Source organism: Gallibacterium salpingitidis, assembly GCF_030517105.1.
Lineage (GTDB): Bacteria > Pseudomonadota > Gammaproteobacteria > Enterobacterales > Pasteurellaceae > Gallibacterium > Gallibacterium salpingitidis.
The window spans coordinates 13,436-29,255 of record NZ_CP103875.1 but is presented as its reverse complement, the minus strand read 5'-3'; the positions used below and the strand labels follow the sequence as shown (position 1 = coordinate 29,255).

Below are 15,820 nucleotides of genomic sequence, written 5' to 3'. Positions count from 1 at the left end.
CTCTCCAATCTATAATTTGTTTTCTTTTAACACGATAAAATGTTCGATTAATCGAATCATTAACTCTTTTTGTTCCGGCAGACTTTCTGCCACCAATAATGCTAACGCAACAAGCGTATTATCATTAATTAGCTGTGATACTGGTTTTGCTAACAAATGTTGATTTAACCGCAAATACCATAAAAATAGAAATGACCCTGTTCTTTTATTACCATCTGCTAACGGATGATTCTTAATCACAAAATACAATAAATGAGCAGCTCGACTAGCAACATTAGGATAGAACAATGTATCACCAAATCCTTGTTCTATAGTTGCAATTGCTGATGCTAAACCATCACCACGAACCTGAGCAAACAACTCCGTAGCCTCACCTTTAGCGATCAGTTCTTGCTTTAATGCAGAAATGGCTTTCAATACTTCATCATATAGCAATGCAATCATATGATGTTGTTTTGCAGTATTTTCCTTTAAGCTTTGTTCATCATAGGCTTGTAACAGGCTCCAACTCTTAGCATAATCCTGCACCACCTGAATCACAGCTTCACCTTCAGCATTAAGCAATTGTTGATTTAACAAAGTACGACTAAGAAGTTCAACAGTTTGCTGATAATCAATACCTCGTTCTTGTAGCCGTTTTTCATTTAACGTATAACCATCAATTAAGTGTTGTTTTAAGGTTTTTGTCGCCCATTGGCGGAATTGCACACCTCGTTGAGATTTAACACGATAGCCAACGGAAATAATGACATCGAGGTTATATTGTGTAAATTCTTGTTGCTGTGTCTTACCAACAATTGCACCATGTGGTGTGGTATGTCGGAATTTCCGACATACCTCATTTTCAATCAACTCTCCCTCACGAAAAATATTTTTAATATGTTCCGTAATAGTGCTTCGTCCTTTCCCAAACAGTTCTGCCATTTGAGCCTGTGATAACCACACTGTTTCCTGTTCAAAAGAAACTCGTAAGGAAACTTGTCCATCTTGACTGGTATAAATCTGTATTCCGCTCATAGCCAATAAAATCCAGTATTTAGCTTAATACTGTAACATCAGTAATTCCATATAACTTCACTAATTGATTCGTTAATAGCGATAACTCTCGTTCGCTGCGTAATGAAATTTGTAATGTAAGTTGTTGTTCTTGCAATTGACTAGTTAGTGCTGTTGCTACAAAACCACGATGTCTAACCACACGTAAAATTCTTTCCAATGTTTCTGGTCGCCATTCCGCTTGCACTGAAATCTGATAATTATTCATTTTATACTCCAATGTCCTCTAGCATTTCATCATTTTTTGCACCAGGCGGCACTAACGGCCACACATTTTCATCTTCATGAATACAAACGTGCAATAAATAAGGTCCTTCTGCATTTAATAGGCGATCTAACGCTGCATCAACTTCACCACCTTTTTCAATGCGTTCTCCCGGAATATCAAATGCTTTCGCTAACATAATAAAATCAGGATTATCTTCTAAGATCGTTTCACTATGACGACCGCGGAAAAATAATGTTTGCCATTGACGCACCATTCCCAAACGTTGGTTATCAATCAACAAAATTTTCACTGGTAACTTGCCACGTTTGATCGAACCTAACTCTTGGATATTCATCATAAATGAACCATCGCCTGTTACTAAAATAACCGGATCTTCTGGTCTTGCTTTCTGTGCACCAATTGCTGCTGGTAAACCAAAACCCATTGAACCAAATCCAGCAGAAGTAATATAGTTTTTCGGATCAAAGTGCTGCATATGCTGTGCTGACCACATTTGGTGCTGCCCAACATCAGTAGAAATCACACTATTTCTTGCTCGTTTCGCAGATAAAGTATGTAATAACCACCAAGGATTGATATTGTTATCACCGCTATTCTCTGCATAAGCAAAATCATAGCTCTCTTTTAAACGTCTAACATCATTGCGCCATGCATCAATTTCCAACGGCATTGTCAACGCTGCCAAAACTTGTTTCATATCGCCGCGAATCGCTACATCAGCACGGCGTAATTTATTAATTTCCGCAATATCGGCATCAACGTGGATAACTTTTGCTGTCGGAGCAAAACTATCCAATTTACCGGTTACCCTATCGTCAAATCTCGCACCGAGCACCAACAGCAGATCACTCTTCTGTGCCGCATAATTCGCCGCTTTAGTGCCGTGCATTCCGATCATTCCCATATAGTAAGGATTATCCGCCGGCAATGCGCCAAGCCCTTTGATAGTCGAAAAACTCGGTATTTGTGTAATTTCAACAAAATGACGTAATTCCGCTACCGCATCAGCCATTCCAACACCGCCGCCGACATAAAGTACCTGACGTTTTGCTTGTTGTAATAGTGTTTTTGCTTGTTCTAATAAAGAAGGTTCAACTGAAGGAGGTTGCGGAACAGGGTAAACAAGGGGTTGGCGTTCTATTTTGGCAAACTGCACATCTTTCGGCACATCGATTAATACCGGACCAGGTCTGCCGCTTTGTGCGATTTGGAACGCTTCCGCCATAACTTCCGGCAATTCATCAATACTCTGCACGATAAAACTATGCTTCGTACAAGCCAATGATAAACCTAAAACATCCGCTTCTTGGAAAGCATCCGTACCGATAAACGGTGAAGCAACTTGCCCGGTGATAGCAACAACCGGAATAGAGTCCATCATCGCATCACCTAAACCGGTGACTAAATTAGTCGCTCCCGGACCGGAAGTGGCGATACAAACACCCACTTTACCGCTGGCACGAGCATAACCGATCGCAGCCATTGCCGCGCCCTGCTCATTTCGACAGAGCAGATGATCCAACCCTGAATCATAAATTGCATCATAAACCGGCATAATTGCACCGCCGGGATAACCAAAAATCGTTGTCACTCCGTGTGCTTTTAAACTTTCTGTAATAAATCTTGCACCATTCATTTTTATTTCCTTAAAACGATAAAAAACCCTCGCCTACTGTCGAGGCGAGGGTTCATCTGACCTAAAATCTTATATTGAAAGTTTTATCAGCTGTACCACTCACCTCGTGATGCTAATCACCACGAGGTTAATAATAATGCCAATAAAACGAACAGAATTCATAGTTTCAATATCCAATGTGGGTCTAAGTATGTATGTTGTGTGCTTTTGAGCGTCTTTATTGATACCACATTTTTTATCTGAATCAAATAGTTTTATTAAAAAATTTTTAATTTTTATGATGATCAAAAAATCAACCGCTACATCGGTTTTTTGTTAACATATAGCCTTATTAAAATTTATTGCTACTATTTTTTATTTATTTTACAGATAAGGGGTTTTATGCGCAGTTTACTTCCTTTTCAATTAGTTGCGTCAGATTTGGATGGTACACTTTTAAACGGTCAGCACGTGGTCGGCGATTTCACCATTGATACCTTAAGAAAATTGGAACAAAAACAGGTAGATATTGTGGTCGCCACCGGCAGAAAACACGAAGATGTATTTTCGATTGTTGCAAAAATAGGCATTGAAAATATCCGAATGATCACCTCAAATGGCGCGAGAATTCACGATCTCAGCGGTCGATTACTTTATAAAAATGATTTGCCGACCGATCTTGCTTTGGAAATAATGAATGTTCCGTTCGATAAAAATAAAATTTTTGTCAACTCCTATCAGGACAGCGGTTGGTTCATCGATCGCGAAGTGCCACAAATGGCAAAATATCATCAAGATTCAGGCTTCGGCTATCAGGTTGTCGATTTTCGTCATCACGATGCACAAGGCACCGAAAAAGTCTTTTTTATTGCACGTTGTCAACAGGATTTGCTCGAACTAGAGCAACATCTTCGCCAAACTTACGGCGATCGCACCGAGATTGTTTATGCCTCGCTCAACTGCCTCGAAATTATGAATAAAGGCGTAAGCAAAGGGAATGCGCTGAGAAAAGTACTGCACGATTGCCATTATGACAACAGCGCCTGCATCGCTTTCGGCGACGGAATGAATGACGAAACAATGTTGGATTTTGTCGGCAAAGGCTGCATTATGCAAAATGCCAATCCGGCGTTAATCCGTGCTTTGCCGCAACTGGAAATTATCGGGCATCACGCCCACGAAGCGGTAGCGAGCTATCTCCGCGCTACTTTTGGAATTATTTAAAATGTTACCTCTATTTTATATTGCTATTGGCGCCGCTCTTGGCGCCTGTTCTCGCTGGGGATTGAGCAATTTGCTTAATCCTATTTTTCATCAATTCGCCTTTGGCACTTTAGTTGCCAACTATTTAGGTTGTTTTTTAATGGGCATTGCCAGCGGGGCATTACTTAGCTTTCCAACGATTAGCAACGAGTGGCGGCTCTTTTTTATTACCGGTTTTCTCGGCAGTTTAACCACCTTTTCTTCCTTTTCCGGTGAAGTGATCGCTATCTTTTTAGGGCAACAGCACTTAACTGCTATCGGTGTTATTTGCTTGCATTTATTGGGTTGTCTGGCGTTTACTTTGCTTGGTATTTTCTTATGGCGACTGCTTTTTATTGCCTAAACACCATAACACCATAGTTAAACGTAAAAAATAAGGTGCAGATCAATTTGCACCTTATGTTGGATTCTGTTTGCACTGACTACACACGTGCCAAAATTTTAAAGGTCAGCGCATAACGATTTTTCTCATCTGCTGCTCGTGTTTCGATAAAATCAGTTTTCCACTGTGCCGGATCAATTTCCGGGAAAAAGGTATCGCCTTGCAGCTCGGTATCAATTTCCGTCAGATAAAGCCGATCCGCTTGTGGCAAAGCCTCAGCAAAAAGATGCCCACCACCGATAATCATCACTTCGTTCTCGTCTTGCACCAATGCCAATGCTTGGGATAAATCTGACACCACTTCAATGCCATCTGCGTGAAAACCTTGCCGGGATAACACGATATTTTTGCGATTCGGCAATACTCTGCCGATCGACTGAAAGGTCTTCCGCCCCATAATCACCGGCTTACCCAATGTATTTTTTTTAAACCACGCTAAATCCGCCGGCAAATGCCAAGGCATTTGATTATCTCGCCCGATTACTCGATTTTTGCTCATCGCGACAATTAAACTCAGCATCCTATTTCCTCACGCCGGTTTAACAATATTGCTTGGATAACAGCCTAGCACTTTAACGAAACTACAGTAAGTTTTTAATTCTGTTAATGCTTGTTGCGTGCGCTCCTGATGTAAATTGGCTTCAATTTCCACATAGAACATCTCTTCCCACGGCTTACCGTAAATCGGACGAGATTCCAATTTCGTCATAATGATTTGATGCTTCTTAAACACCAGCAACGCATCCACCAATGCGCCGGCTTGCTGTGTTGTCGACATTAGCAACAACGTTTTCGCATTCACTTGCGGCGACACTTCCACCGGTTTTTTACTGATGACAATAAAACGGGTAATATTATTAACTTGATTAGCAATGCCGTCCTGCAACACTTGCAAACCATAAAGCTTGCCACCTTCTGCATTGCCCAATGCCGCCACATTCGCCCGATTAATTTTCGCCACCAACTGCATTGCGTGCGAAGAACTTTCACAATATTTAACGTGTACACCCTGCAATGAATTGATAAATTGACTGCATTGCTGAATCACTTGTGGATGGCTATATAGCGTGTCAATCTGTGCTAAATCGGTCGGTTGTGGAATCAACACACAATGTTGAATCGGATAAGTCAATTCACCGACCAGATGTAAATCGGTATGCTGCAATAAATCATAGACATCATTGATAGAACCGGAAGTGGTATTTTCCAACGGCAAAACCCCATAATCCGCTTTGCCCTCTTCTACCGCCGCAAACACTTGACGGAAAGATTCACAACTTAATTCAATCAACTCCTTTTGATAACGCTCCGCATACTGACGTGCTGCCAAATTGGAGTAGGAACCCAACATTCCTAAAAAAGCGATATGAATTTGATTATTGCGCTGCTGATTCAGTTTATTCTGCAAATATGCCTGTTGAGTCAACACTGAATCTTCAATAATTTTTTGGAAAACTTCTGTGATATATTGCGGATTTAATTGATAATTTTGACTATCTGCATAACGAATTAACGCATCCAACAGTTGCTGTTCGCGCTCAATATCACGCAACGGTTTTTTTGTGAGCTCTTTACTTCTGACCACATCATAAGCAACCTGATGACGTTCAGCCAATAATCGCAAAATCTCGCGATCCAGCTGGGTAATTTTTTGACGAATTTCGGTTAAATCTAAACTCATATCATCTATCCTTTCTTGGGCAAGCTGTTACTGATTATAAAGAATCTACACGCTTTAACAACTCATAGCCTATACAATTCCAACAAAAGATAGCGATAACTTTGTCATAAATTAATCTTCCCTATGCTGTTTCCAATTTAGCATTCGTTCAATAATATTAATCAGTTCTGCACGCTCATAACCGTCTAATCCAATAAATAAGAGTTCCAATTTTCTAGCCTGATCCATTGAGCGATTACTACTGAGGGTAACTAAATCCGCGACTTCACAGTGAAAAATCTCTGACAATTCCAATAGCCTTAATACAGAAGGAACTGATTTTCCACGCTCCATTCTTGATACCGCATCATTGCTGATATCTAATTTTTCGGCTAATTCTGCTTGTGTCATTCCTACTGCTCGCCGATATTTTGCAATTGCTTGTCCAATTGTTCGTAATAATTGTTCACTTTTGCACAACATAGCTAACTCCTTACTATTAAAGGAGAAATAATAGGTCTTGACTTCTTTTCATAAATAGCAGAGCATACTTAGATTAGATGTGAAAAGTCTAATATGAAAAAAGTAAGAAGTTTTTTCATCCCGACACAACCTGTCGCCGAATTTTCTGTTTATTGCCATAGAATAAGAACATCAATAATTCTTCAAGGGAAATAAATAAAATGAAAAGCACACAGCTTGCCCAGCGACTTAGTTTTATTTTAGTCGAACTTAACAAAGGTAAACGTATTGATGTTAATGAACTTGCAGATGAATTTAATGTATCTATAAGGACGATCCAAAGAGATATAAAAGAGCGCCTTAATTTTTTACCTTGGGATGAATTGGGGCCTAGATTCTATCGATTAGATCGCCAAAAATTAGATATTCTGACCGAAGAAGATATTCAACGCTTTGCTCTTTTTGCCAGTATTTCTAATTTATTCCCAGAGATTGATAAAGTGTTTTATCAAGAAAAGCTCACACAATCCGTGCAAGTGAAAGGCGTTCAATATGAAAATATCAGCCATTTAAAAGAACAATTCAACGAGCTTCAATTAGCCATTCAGCAAAATAAACTGATTTCATTTAAATATAAAAAAATAAATAGTGAACATTCAACATTTTATCAACTCGAACCTTATTTATTAACTAATAAAAATGGCATTTGGTATCTTATTGGTACAGATAAAAATCAAAATGACAAACAAAAAACATTCTGCTTTACTCAAATTTCACAATTAAAGGTTTTATCTGAAACATTTATTCCTAATCAAAAATTTATCGAAAATATTAAAAATAGCGATTCATTATCACATGGAAATGTAATACCGGAAGTGGTGGTTCAAGTTTCTGCTTTTGCCGCACCTTTTTTCTTACGCAGAAATTTATTACCTAACCAAAAGCTGTTACACAAATTAGAAAGTGGTGAATTATTACTTTCAGCACAAAATATCAGCCAATTAGAAATTTTACCTCTTGTTCAATATTGGATTCCGCATTTAACTATTATTAGCCCTCAAAGTTTGCAGGAAGAGTTAAAAGATAATTTACTTAATTATTTGAATAAGATTGAAAAGATTTAATTCGGAGATTAAAAATGCAATTAGATACCCTAGATACAGCAACATTAAATAAACTAATTAGAAATAAAATTAACTTTTCGATCAAAACAGAAAATTTTATTGATGATGTCGCCTATATTGAAGAGCTTATTGAAAGAAATGGCTTTACCTGCCGAGTTTATACAGAAAATCGTGCGGCTGGAATAGGTGTGGGATTATTTGGAAATATCGGTAGATTAATGAGTATATATACAGCAATTGGAATTGGCATTCATAATCTCTTAACCTATAACCCTGATTTTGAAATAGGTAAAGATTTTATTAATAGTCGTATTAATGTTACTTATAAAAAATAATGGAGAATATTATTTAAATGAAGGAAAGCAAAAATGGCATTCGGATATAAAGGTATAAAAGTTCAATATTGCCCTGAATGTGATTGGGTAAGCACCTGGTTAATTCAAAATGATTGTATTCCTAATATCCAGTGTGAGAACTGTAATAGTAAATTAAAACTGAAACCATTATCAGAATGCAATTTTAAACAAAGAGCTTATCTTAAATCAGAAGGTACTAATTTAGGAAGTAATATTGATGAGTTGATTTGTTTTAGTCGTTTTTTTAAAAAATAGAGCCACTACAACAAAACCTTATTATCATCTAATAAAACTTATTTAATAATTCAGGAGAATAAAAATATGTCAAATAATAATACCGCACTTGAAATTGTAAATGCGGCTCTGAAATTTCCAATGATTAAAGTAAACCGTCAATCATTTCTTTTAGAAACTTGCCCTGTTAGATCTAATGAGGAGAGAAATTTATTATTAGAAAAAGGACCAATTGGCTCAGGGTTATTTTCTGAGAAAGAAATTAGAAAAATTGCTGAAAATATTTGTAGTAAAAAAACGTGGACAAGCACTACAGCATCTTTTGCAGCTGGTATTCCAGGCGGTTTTGCAATGATAGGGACAATACCAGCTGATACGGCTCAGTTTTTTGGATTTGCATTAAGGCTAGCTCAAGAAATCGCTTATCTTTATGATACGAGAGATTTTTGGGATGGAGAAACGCTAAATGATGAAGCAATAAAGGGCGAGTTTATGCTTTATCTCGGCACAATGTTGGGAGTTGGGGGAGCAGCAAATGCGATGAGATATATCACACAAGGACTATCCCAACAATTAGCTAAAAATTTAACTAAAACTGCATTAACTAAAACATTTTGGTATCCATTAATAAAAAGCTTGGGGAAATATGTAGGGGTTAAAATCACCAAAGATACCTTTGCACGCACAACATCAAAAATTGTGCCTTTTTTAGGTGGAGTATTTTCTGGAGCTTTAACTTATTACGCGATGACTCAGATGAATAAGCGTTTAATTAACGCACTAGAAAAACGTATTGTTTATACAGAGGAGGAAAAAAGAAAAGATAAAGAAGTAATTAAAAAAGAAATGCCTGAAGTATATGAGGCTATTTTTGAAGAGATTAATTAATTTAATCATTATTAACATTTAAGTAATTAAAGGAAAAATTCAATGTCAGATTTTAACCCAAATAGTAATTTTGAACACAAAGTAGAAGAAACCATACTTGGAAATGAGTTTATAAAGCATATTCCTAAGGAACTCCGTTATAATATTGTAGTGATCCACTAATTTAACAGTCCCTGATAGGTTGTTTTGCTAAAACGGGTGGTAATCCCTGATTGTAAGCATGAGGACGAACGGTATTATAATAAAATACATAATTCTTAATGTCCTCCTTCGCTGCCGACAATGAAGCATAACCCCCTTTTAACATCCATTCATATTTAAAACTTCTAAACCAACGCTCCATCGGCGCATTGTCCCAACAATTGCCTCGACGACTCATACTCTGGATTAATCCATGACGTTTCACACATTGCGTAAAGGGATAACTCCGATAAATACTCCCTTGGTCTGAATGAAATATCATCTTTTTTGTCCTTGCTATCGTTAGCATCGCATGATTTAATGCCTCTACCACTAAATCCGCATTATGCTCTCTTTGCAATCGCCAACCGACTACTTGACGATGGGCTAAATTCAGCACAACCGCAAGATAATGCCATTCTCCATTCACCTTAAGATAGGTGGTATCACCACACAATACGGTGGTCTGGGAATCTGGGGTAAATTGGCGGTTTAACAGATGATTAAATGGCATCGTTTGTCCCTCAGCAAATGGATAAGAATAACGTTTCTTCGGTTGTTTACTCTCTAAGCCTTGTTGCTTCATCAATTTACGGATAAGCGCTAAGCCTACCTCAATCCCTTTATGCTGTAATCTCGCTTTCAATGTCCGTTTACCCGCTGAACCTCGACTTTCATCAAATAATGCCTTTATTTCTAACGATAAACGTCCATATTTGTTTGGCTTGCTACCCTGTCTTAACTTGGCATAATAGGCACTTTCTGATACCTCAAACAACGCACACACCCGTTTGATACCATACGATTTTAATGCCTTTATCGCTTGGTAGCGGCGTTGTCGAGAGACATAAAAATCGCTGTAGCCTTTTTTAGGATTTCTTTGTCCTCTTCGAGTATTTTTATCCGTTTCTCCAGTTCTCGTATGCGCTGTTGTTCGGGGGATATCGGCTTGCTGCCTGGTAATACATAACCTTGTTGTTCTGCTTGTACTTGTTTTACCCAACGACGTAATGCCGTTTCTCCTATCCCTAATTCCAAGCACGCTTGTGGGATGGAATAACCTTGTTCGGTCACCAATTTTACTGCTGCAGCTTTATATTCTGGGCTAAATGTTCTTCTCATTAAATTGTCCTCTTTTTGTGATAGTTTACCACCTATTGAGGACTGCGGAATTAGTCTACCACTACATTCAAACAAAACCGCGATCACCTCAACTACTCCGATAATTTCAAGCTAAGAATTCACCGCTCTTTAAGCTGGTTGAAAAAAGCGGAGGAAACGGAAGAGTTAGATAGTCAATTTATTTATCTGTGGATTGCCTTTAATGCGGCATATGCAAAAGAAATTAAAAATTTAGAAAATACAGAGCGGTTAAATTTAAATGAGTTTTTATTACGTATTTGTGGTTTAGATGAAAATAAAGTGATTTATGATCTTGTCTGGAAAAATTTTTCTCAATCTATTCGTTTATTAGCAGATAATAAATTTATCTTTCAGCCTTTTTGGGATTATCATAATGGGAAAATAAGTGAAAACGAATATTTGATAGCTGAGATGAAAGAACGCGAAAAATTATTTTCTGCCTTAGAAAATCAAAATATTGATCGTATTTTAGATGTGTTATTTAGACGGCTCTATACATTGAGAAATCAAATTATACACGGTGGGGCGACTTTTAATAGCTCAGTAAATCGCGAGCAACTAAAAACAGGGTGTAATATTCTTTCTTTATTTTTACCTGTTATGCTAGAAATTATGATGAAAAATCATAATGAAATGGATTGGGGAAAGCCGTTTTATCCAGTAGTAAAGGGTTAATAAAAATGGGACTGAAATAAATTAAATTTGTTAATCTATTTCAGCCCTCAATTTTATGCTAATGCCATCGCCAATAATGTTATTGGATGTAAGCAGGTTCGGCTGGTTGACATATCAATCTGCCATTTACAGGTTTCGCAATCGGTAATGACATAATCAAAATTACCGGCTTCGATCTGCTCAAACAGTGGATTACCAATCGCCTGTGCGGTTTCATAATTTTCGGATTTGAAACCATAAGTTCCTGCAATACCACAACATTGAGAATTAAGCATTACCAATTCCAAACCCGGAATCTTTCTAATTAATTCAATAGTGTAAGGCACCCAACCCGCTTTTTCCATATGGCAGGCGGTATGATATGCCACTCGCAACGGCAATGGTTTCAATGGCAAGGTTTTTTCACCGCTTTCCAATAATTTGTAGATATAACGCGTTACCAAATTAATGTGATCCTTCACTTTGCTGTTATCTCGCCCAAGAATATGCTCATATTCATCTTTCAAAGTGAGAGTACAGCTTGATGACGTGCCGACCACATCCAATTTTTGCCCTTCAATCACTTTTTCCAACTGTTGAATATTGAAATCCGCCTGACGCGTTGCCTGTTGCGGAAAGCCGTTGACCATTAATGGCAAACCACAACATTTCTCTTTTTCCAATAACACCACGCCAATATCCATCGCATTGAAGACTTTGATCAGCTCTTTACCCAATTCAGGATTGTTGTAATTGACATAACAACCGTGATAATACGCCACTTTATCTTTATATAAAGCTTGGCGTTGTGCCGCATTTTTCTTATACCAATTACGGAAACTACCGAATGAATATTTCGGCAAACTGCGGCGATGATCGACTTTTAACGTTTTATCCAACAAGAAACGGGTCGCTTTCAAACCGGTAATCGTATTCACCACCGGTGCAAACGGCGTGTTCAATGTGCCCATTAAATCGGTATTACTCAAAATGGCATCTCTCAATTTTTGAATTTTTGATTTGCCTTTTCCTTTTCCGTAATGATCACGCGCACGCACGATAATATCGCCAATTTTTACCCCTGACGGACAGGCAATTTCACAACGTTTACAGTTAGTACAATATTTTAATGCTTCATCATAAAGCAATGGATTTTTCAAACGTAAACGTTCGCCATCCGGGCCTGCCTGTTTAGGGCCGGGATAAAACGGATTATTCCGCGAAACCGGGCAGACGGCAGTACAAGCGGTGCATTTAATACAACTTTCAAAACTGGAATCTTGATAAGGTTGTTGATGAGTCTGTTCAGCTTGTGCAATTAATTGTTGTAAATTCATTGTTGACCTCCCGCCAAAATATAATCAGCAACATTAAAAGCAGTGACGATCGAAACACCTGAACCGCAACCATCATTTAAGCCGCTGAAACCACCGATAACCGCACCTACCGCAAATAAATTCGGCACAATTTGCCCCGATTTCTCTACTTGGCAATGCGCATTAATTTTCACACCATAATATTGATACGGTTGCGGATCGGCGAACCGGTGTGCAGTCCAGCGCAAACGATCACTATCGGCGATTAAATCTAAGTCAAACACTGGTTCTATAATTTTTTCAAAATGAGCTACTAAACCATTACTGAAGAAACTTCCGCTCGCTAAAATATAATTTTTAGCACTAAGTGCAATTTCTTCATTTAATGCGGTATAAATTTTACTAACACGACCATTTTCAAACTCACCTCTCAATGCAGTGTCACCATTCATTAATACGCCACCTAAACGTTGGAATTCACGGCGTAATTTATAATGTTGACGTAAGCCTAACAATGAAGGCGGTAAGGTCGGTAATTCAAACAATGGCAATCCGGTTGCCTGTTTAAGTTGTTCAAACAAACTGTCATCATCAATGCCAAAACAAGCTGGTAAAAAAACTGCTTCTGCACTACCGGCAGCATTTTTAATTTCCTGTACTAACTGTTGGAAATTTAACTTATGTTCCAACGCCTGTGAAATATTGACACTTCGGAATTCACGCGCATTAGTGCGTAAATGATCCAATTCCGGAATATGTAAAAAACCGTGCTGAATGTCGCAATCGGCAAATTGCGGCAATGACTTCAAATTTGCCGCCACCAAATGCGGTTGGAAATCGTGGAAGCCTTCAATACCTAATACCATCACAGAACGATAGGCAAACATCGTATCGTCCATTGCTAAGGTCGGGACATTAGTTGGTGATAACCACGCAGGTTGTAATGAACCTAATGGCGTAATGCGATAATGATTTTGTTGGCAACTGCCTTGGAATGGTAACTGTAATTGTTGCGCTAATTGCTCAAAATCTTCCGCGTAACTAATCACCTTATCAGCACCAAGCAAACTATATGGATGTGTAGCGGATTGCGTTGCTAATTGCTGTAATCCTACTTTTAAATTGTTTACCTGTTCATTGTTGCAATAGCTCAATAAATCCAATGAACCAGAAGAAAAATCTATCGCACTTTGTCCAGCAGTAATAATGGCGCAATGTTGGCCTTGTTGTTGTAATTTGATACCACAAAGTAATCCAGCTAAGCCACCGCCAATAATGAGAGTATCAAAATTCATTTTTATCCGTCCCTTCGTCTGTTACTTGTGTATTCACCTGTTTTAACCCTAGCAAGCTAAAATAAATCCAGCTGCTAAACTCTGCTTCACGAATCGCATCGCCCCACGCGATTGGTTCAATGCCTTTCCAACGCTCTTCTAAAAATGAAGAGAGTTGTGTAGTAGAACGTTGTGCCGAGATCACATTAAAACGACTCATCAAACCTGCCGCACGACAAGCGCAAAGCTCACCTTGGCAAGTTCCCATACCAACTCTGGTACGGCGGCGTAAATCCACTAAATTATTGACATCTAACTCTTCAACGGCATAACGTACTTCACCAGCAGTCACCATTTCACATTCGCAAACTAAACTACGATCAAGGCGTTGTTCCGCCAATAGACGATCTGCACGTGCCCCATGACGATAAATTGCCGAAATACGAATTGGATTTGGAATGGAAACAATACGTTGATGTGTTTCCGTTGCAGTTTCTTGTGAACCAGGCAAAGGTTGGTTTGCAGTCTTACATTCAGCTTGATGATTTAATTTTTTACAAATTAAATCTGTTGCCCATTCTGCCATTAAACGATAAGTCATTAATTTACCGCCTGTAATGGTAATAAAACCTTTCAAGCCATCACGTTCTTCATGATCAAGCAACACAATTCCCCGACTCACATTACGTCCTGACGGATCATCATCACTCGCTACTAACGGACGCACACCGGCATAAGCACGTAATACACGCGTATGACGTAATGACGGCGCTAGTTTTTCCCCTTCGGTAAATAACACATCAACCTCTTGCGGAGTAACCACCATATTGTCAATTTGATCATATGGAATACGATCAGAAGTCGTACCGATAACACAAATAGTATCACCCGGCACTAAAATATCGGCATTTGCTGGTTTACGGCAACGATTGATTACTAAATTATTAATACGGTGTCCCATAATTAATAGTGAACCTTTGGCTGGGAACATCTTTATTTTTAAATCGGCATACTCTGCAATACCTTGTCCCCAAATTCCTCCAGCATTCACTACTAATGGTGCATAAAAACGACCAGTTAATTTTCGTTTATGATCAAAAGCTTCTACACCAATAACGCGATCGCCTTCACGCAACAATTTCACTACCTCGTGGTAGGTTAAAATCGTTGCTCCATTCTCTTTCGCATCCAACATATTTGCTGCTGTTAAACGGAATGGATCGACAGTTCCATCAGGTACTACTACTGCACCGACTAAAGAAGGATTAACTGAAGGTTCTAATCGTTTTGCTAATTCAGGTTCAACTTGAATCGCTTCAATACCCGCTTTTTGACAGCTTTCAATAAAAGTTTTTTGATATGCCAAATCATCCTCTGGCAATGTGATAAACAATCCTTTGGTATCTTCTACACAATGACGAGCAATCCGTTTTAGGATCATATTTTCTTTTATACACTCTTCGGCAGATTCATGGTCATTTACTGCATATCTTGCCCCACTATGCAATAAACCATGATTACGTCCTGTTGCTCCTGTCGCTATATCTCGCCGTTCTAATAAAATACAGCGAAGTCCTCGTAATGCACAATCCCGCGCAATTCCTGCACCTGTTGCCCCACCACCAATGATAATGACGTCTGTTTCCCAATGAGGTGTGGTTGAATTTAGCTGCTGATTTGTCATATTTGAAGCCTCCAACACACAAAAAATACAATAAATTATTCCAATACGAAAATTTAGAAGTATTTTAACCCAAAAAGAAAATAAAAAATCACAATTTGATTGAAAAAGAACAAATTTGCTGACCAGATCACACTTTATTTATAAAAAAGATTTTTTACATCATTTTTTTCCAGTATCTGCGCTGTAAAAAAGTAGGTTTATTGAGATTTGTCAGTAATAAAAATGAGGAAAATAAGAAATACGATAAAAGTTGTTCACTTGCTCACAGAAATGATTTTTTCTTCCGTTAAATTTAATCAT

At 38.3% G+C, this 15,820-nt stretch carries 18 protein-coding genes; 7 read left to right on the top strand and 11 right to left on the bottom strand.

Features of this window, described 5'->3' with window-relative positions; all coding sequences use genetic code 11:
* Window positions 1-9: 9 nt before the first annotated feature.
* Genes NYR30_RS00150 through ilvG form a run of 3 tightly spaced genes read right to left on the bottom strand, consistent with a single transcriptional unit; the run spans window position 10 to window position 2,921 of the window.
* Entirely contained in the window at window positions 10-1,017 is a 1,008-nt protein-coding gene (locus tag NYR30_RS00150; RefSeq protein ID WP_302501411.1) for a virulence RhuM family protein/type II toxin-antitoxin system death-on-curing family toxin, read from the bottom strand.
* 19 nt (window positions 1,018-1,036) lie between these two features.
* Entirely contained in the window at window positions 1,037-1,264 is a 228-nt protein-coding gene (gene ilvM, locus NYR30_RS00145) for an acetolactate synthase 2 small subunit (RefSeq protein WP_066106628.1), read from the bottom strand.
* Between the two features lies 1 nt (window position 1,265).
* Entirely contained in the window at window positions 1,266-2,921 is a 1,656-nt protein-coding gene (ilvG, locus tag NYR30_RS00140; RefSeq protein ID WP_302501408.1) for an acetolactate synthase 2 catalytic subunit, read from the bottom strand.
* A gap of 381 nt (window positions 2,922-3,302) precedes the next feature.
* Between ilvG and NYR30_RS00135 the strand changes: the two genes are divergently transcribed.
* Window positions 3,303-4,124 (top strand): Cof-type HAD-IIB family hydrolase, encoded by an 822-nt coding sequence (locus tag NYR30_RS00135; RefSeq protein ID WP_039085558.1) that lies wholly within the window; start codon window positions 3,303-3,305, stop codon window positions 4,122-4,124.
* Between the two features lies 1 nt (window position 4,125).
* Complete coding sequence (locus NYR30_RS00130) at window positions 4,126-4,506, top strand: fluoride efflux transporter CrcB (protein WP_302501404.1); 381 nt, start codon at window positions 4,126-4,128, stop codon at window positions 4,504-4,506.
* 79 nt (window positions 4,507-4,585) lie between these two features.
* Here NYR30_RS00130 and folA read toward each other — a convergent pair whose 3' ends face one another.
* The 3 genes from folA to NYR30_RS00115 form a co-directional block, all read right to left on the bottom strand.
* The gene (folA, locus tag NYR30_RS00125; protein WP_302501403.1) at window positions 4,586-5,065 is read right to left on the bottom strand and encodes a type 3 dihydrofolate reductase; all 480 of its coding nucleotides are present in this window, start codon (window positions 5,063-5,065) and stop codon (window positions 4,586-4,588) included.
* A gap of 9 nt (window positions 5,066-5,074) precedes the next feature.
* Window positions 5,075-6,226, bottom strand: a complete 1,152-nt coding sequence (pheA, locus tag NYR30_RS00120; protein WP_302501402.1) for a prephenate dehydratase — start codon at window positions 6,224-6,226, stop codon at window positions 5,075-5,077.
* 111 nt (window positions 6,227-6,337) lie between these two features.
* On the bottom strand, window positions 6,338-6,688 hold the full coding sequence (locus NYR30_RS00115; protein WP_039083747.1) for a helix-turn-helix domain-containing protein: 351 nt from the start codon (window positions 6,686-6,688) through the stop codon (window positions 6,338-6,340).
* 200 nt (window positions 6,689-6,888) lie between these two features.
* On the opposite strand from NYR30_RS00115, the gene NYR30_RS00110 reads away from it, so the two are divergent.
* From NYR30_RS00110 to NYR30_RS00095, 4 genes are all read left to right on the top strand, one after another.
* Window positions 6,889-7,791, top strand: coding sequence for a helix-turn-helix transcriptional regulator (locus NYR30_RS00110; RefSeq protein WP_302501396.1), 903 nt, complete (start codon window positions 6,889-6,891; stop codon window positions 7,789-7,791).
* Between the two features lie 14 nt (window positions 7,792-7,805).
* Window positions 7,806-8,126, top strand: coding sequence for a hypothetical protein (locus NYR30_RS00105; protein ID WP_302501394.1), 321 nt, complete (start codon window positions 7,806-7,808; stop codon window positions 8,124-8,126).
* Window positions 8,127-8,159: 33 nt separating this feature from the next.
* Window positions 8,160-8,402: a hypothetical protein gene (locus NYR30_RS00100; protein ID WP_039148829.1), complete on the top strand. Its 243-nt coding sequence runs from the start codon at window positions 8,160-8,162 to the stop codon at window positions 8,400-8,402.
* Window positions 8,403-8,468: 66 nt separating this feature from the next.
* Window positions 8,469-9,269, top strand: coding sequence for a hypothetical protein (locus NYR30_RS00095; RefSeq protein ID WP_302501389.1), 801 nt, complete (start codon window positions 8,469-8,471; stop codon window positions 9,267-9,269).
* Window positions 9,270-9,432: 163 nt separating this feature from the next.
* Here the strand turns inward: NYR30_RS00095 and NYR30_RS00090 are convergent, their stop codons facing one another.
* Both NYR30_RS00090 and NYR30_RS00085 read right to left on the bottom strand, forming a co-directional pair.
* Window positions 9,433-10,269 carry an IS3 family transposase gene (locus NYR30_RS00090; RefSeq protein WP_302502415.1) on the bottom strand — a complete coding sequence of 279 codons (837 nt, stop codon included), beginning with the start codon at window positions 10,267-10,269 and terminating at the stop codon, window positions 9,433-9,435.
* Window positions 10,266-10,571 carry a transposase gene (locus tag NYR30_RS00085; RefSeq protein WP_302500332.1) on the bottom strand — a complete coding sequence of 102 codons (306 nt, stop codon included), beginning with the start codon at window positions 10,569-10,571 and terminating at the stop codon, window positions 10,266-10,268. Before NYR30_RS00085 ends, NYR30_RS00090 begins: the two co-directional genes overlap by 4 nt.
* Before the next feature lie 138 nt (window positions 10,572-10,709).
* Here NYR30_RS00085 and NYR30_RS00080 point away from each other — a divergent pair, with 138 nt between their 5' ends.
* Window positions 10,710-11,267 carry a hypothetical protein gene (locus NYR30_RS00080; protein ID WP_367401228.1) on the top strand — a complete coding sequence of 186 codons (558 nt, stop codon included), beginning with the start codon at window positions 10,710-10,712 and terminating at the stop codon, window positions 11,265-11,267.
* A gap of 53 nt (window positions 11,268-11,320) precedes the next feature.
* Here NYR30_RS00080 and glpC read toward each other — a convergent pair whose 3' ends face one another.
* The 3 genes from glpC to glpA are packed head-to-tail and all read right to left on the bottom strand — an operon-like array spanning window position 11,321 to window position 15,520.
* On the bottom strand, window positions 11,321-12,583 hold the full coding sequence (gene glpC / locus NYR30_RS00075) for an anaerobic glycerol-3-phosphate dehydrogenase subunit GlpC (RefSeq protein WP_039090721.1): 1,263 nt from the start codon (window positions 12,581-12,583) through the stop codon (window positions 11,321-11,323).
* Window positions 12,580-13,857 carry a glycerol-3-phosphate dehydrogenase subunit GlpB gene (gene glpB, locus NYR30_RS00070; protein WP_302501387.1) on the bottom strand — a complete coding sequence of 426 codons (1,278 nt, stop codon included), beginning with the start codon at window positions 13,855-13,857 and terminating at the stop codon, window positions 12,580-12,582. Before glpB ends, glpC begins: the two co-directional genes overlap by 4 nt.
* Window positions 13,847-15,520 carry an anaerobic glycerol-3-phosphate dehydrogenase subunit A gene (gene glpA / locus NYR30_RS00065; protein ID WP_066113022.1) on the bottom strand — a complete coding sequence of 558 codons (1,674 nt, stop codon included), beginning with the start codon at window positions 15,518-15,520 and terminating at the stop codon, window positions 13,847-13,849. The genes glpB and glpA overlap by 11 nt, the downstream gene beginning before the upstream one ends.
* Between the last annotated feature and the right edge of the window lie 300 nt (window positions 15,521-15,820).

Bases quoted from the DNA above. Each gene is read 5' to 3' on its own strand.
- NYR30_RS00115 (WP_039083747.1), bottom strand. From the start codon at position 6,688: ATGTTGTGCAAAAGTGAACAATTATTACGAACAATTGGACAAGCAATT.
- glpB (WP_302501387.1), bottom strand. From the start codon at position 13,857: ATGAATTTTGATACTCTCATTATTGGCGGTGGCTTAGCTGGATTACTT.
- NYR30_RS00110 (WP_302501396.1), top strand. From the start codon at position 6,889: ATGAAAAGCACACAGCTTGCCCAGCGACTTAGTTTTATTTTAGTCGAA.
- folA (WP_302501403.1), bottom strand. From the start codon at position 5,065: ATGCTGAGTTTAATTGTCGCGATGAGCAAAAATCGAGTAATCGGGCGA.
- NYR30_RS00135 (WP_039085558.1), top strand. From the start codon at position 3,303: ATGCGCAGTTTACTTCCTTTTCAATTAGTTGCGTCAGATTTGGATGGT.
- NYR30_RS00100 (WP_039148829.1), top strand. From the start codon at position 8,160: ATGGCATTCGGATATAAAGGTATAAAAGTTCAATATTGCCCTGAATGT.
- ilvM (WP_066106628.1), bottom strand. From the start codon at position 1,264: ATGAATAATTATCAGATTTCAGTGCAAGCGGAATGGCGACCAGAAACA.
- glpA (WP_066113022.1), bottom strand. From the start codon at position 15,520: ATGACAAATCAGCAGCTAAATTCAACCACACCTCATTGGGAAACAGAC.
- NYR30_RS00150 (WP_302501411.1), bottom strand. From the start codon at position 1,017: ATGAGCGGAATACAGATTTATACCAGTCAAGATGGACAAGTTTCCTTA.
- NYR30_RS00130 (WP_302501404.1), top strand. From the start codon at position 4,126: ATGTTACCTCTATTTTATATTGCTATTGGCGCCGCTCTTGGCGCCTGT.
- ilvG (WP_302501408.1), bottom strand. From the start codon at position 2,921: ATGAATGGTGCAAGATTTATTACAGAAAGTTTAAAAGCACACGGAGTG.
- NYR30_RS00105 (WP_302501394.1), top strand. From the start codon at position 7,806: ATGCAATTAGATACCCTAGATACAGCAACATTAAATAAACTAATTAGA.
- NYR30_RS00095 (WP_302501389.1), top strand. From the start codon at position 8,469: ATGTCAAATAATAATACCGCACTTGAAATTGTAAATGCGGCTCTGAAA.
- glpC (WP_039090721.1), bottom strand. From the start codon at position 12,583: ATGAATTTACAACAATTAATTGCACAAGCTGAACAGACTCATCAACAA.
- pheA (WP_302501402.1), bottom strand. From the start codon at position 6,226: ATGAGTTTAGATTTAACCGAAATTCGTCAAAAAATTACCCAGCTGGAT.
- NYR30_RS00085 (WP_302500332.1), bottom strand. From the start codon at position 10,571: ATGAGAAGAACATTTAGCCCAGAATATAAAGCTGCAGCAGTAAAATTG.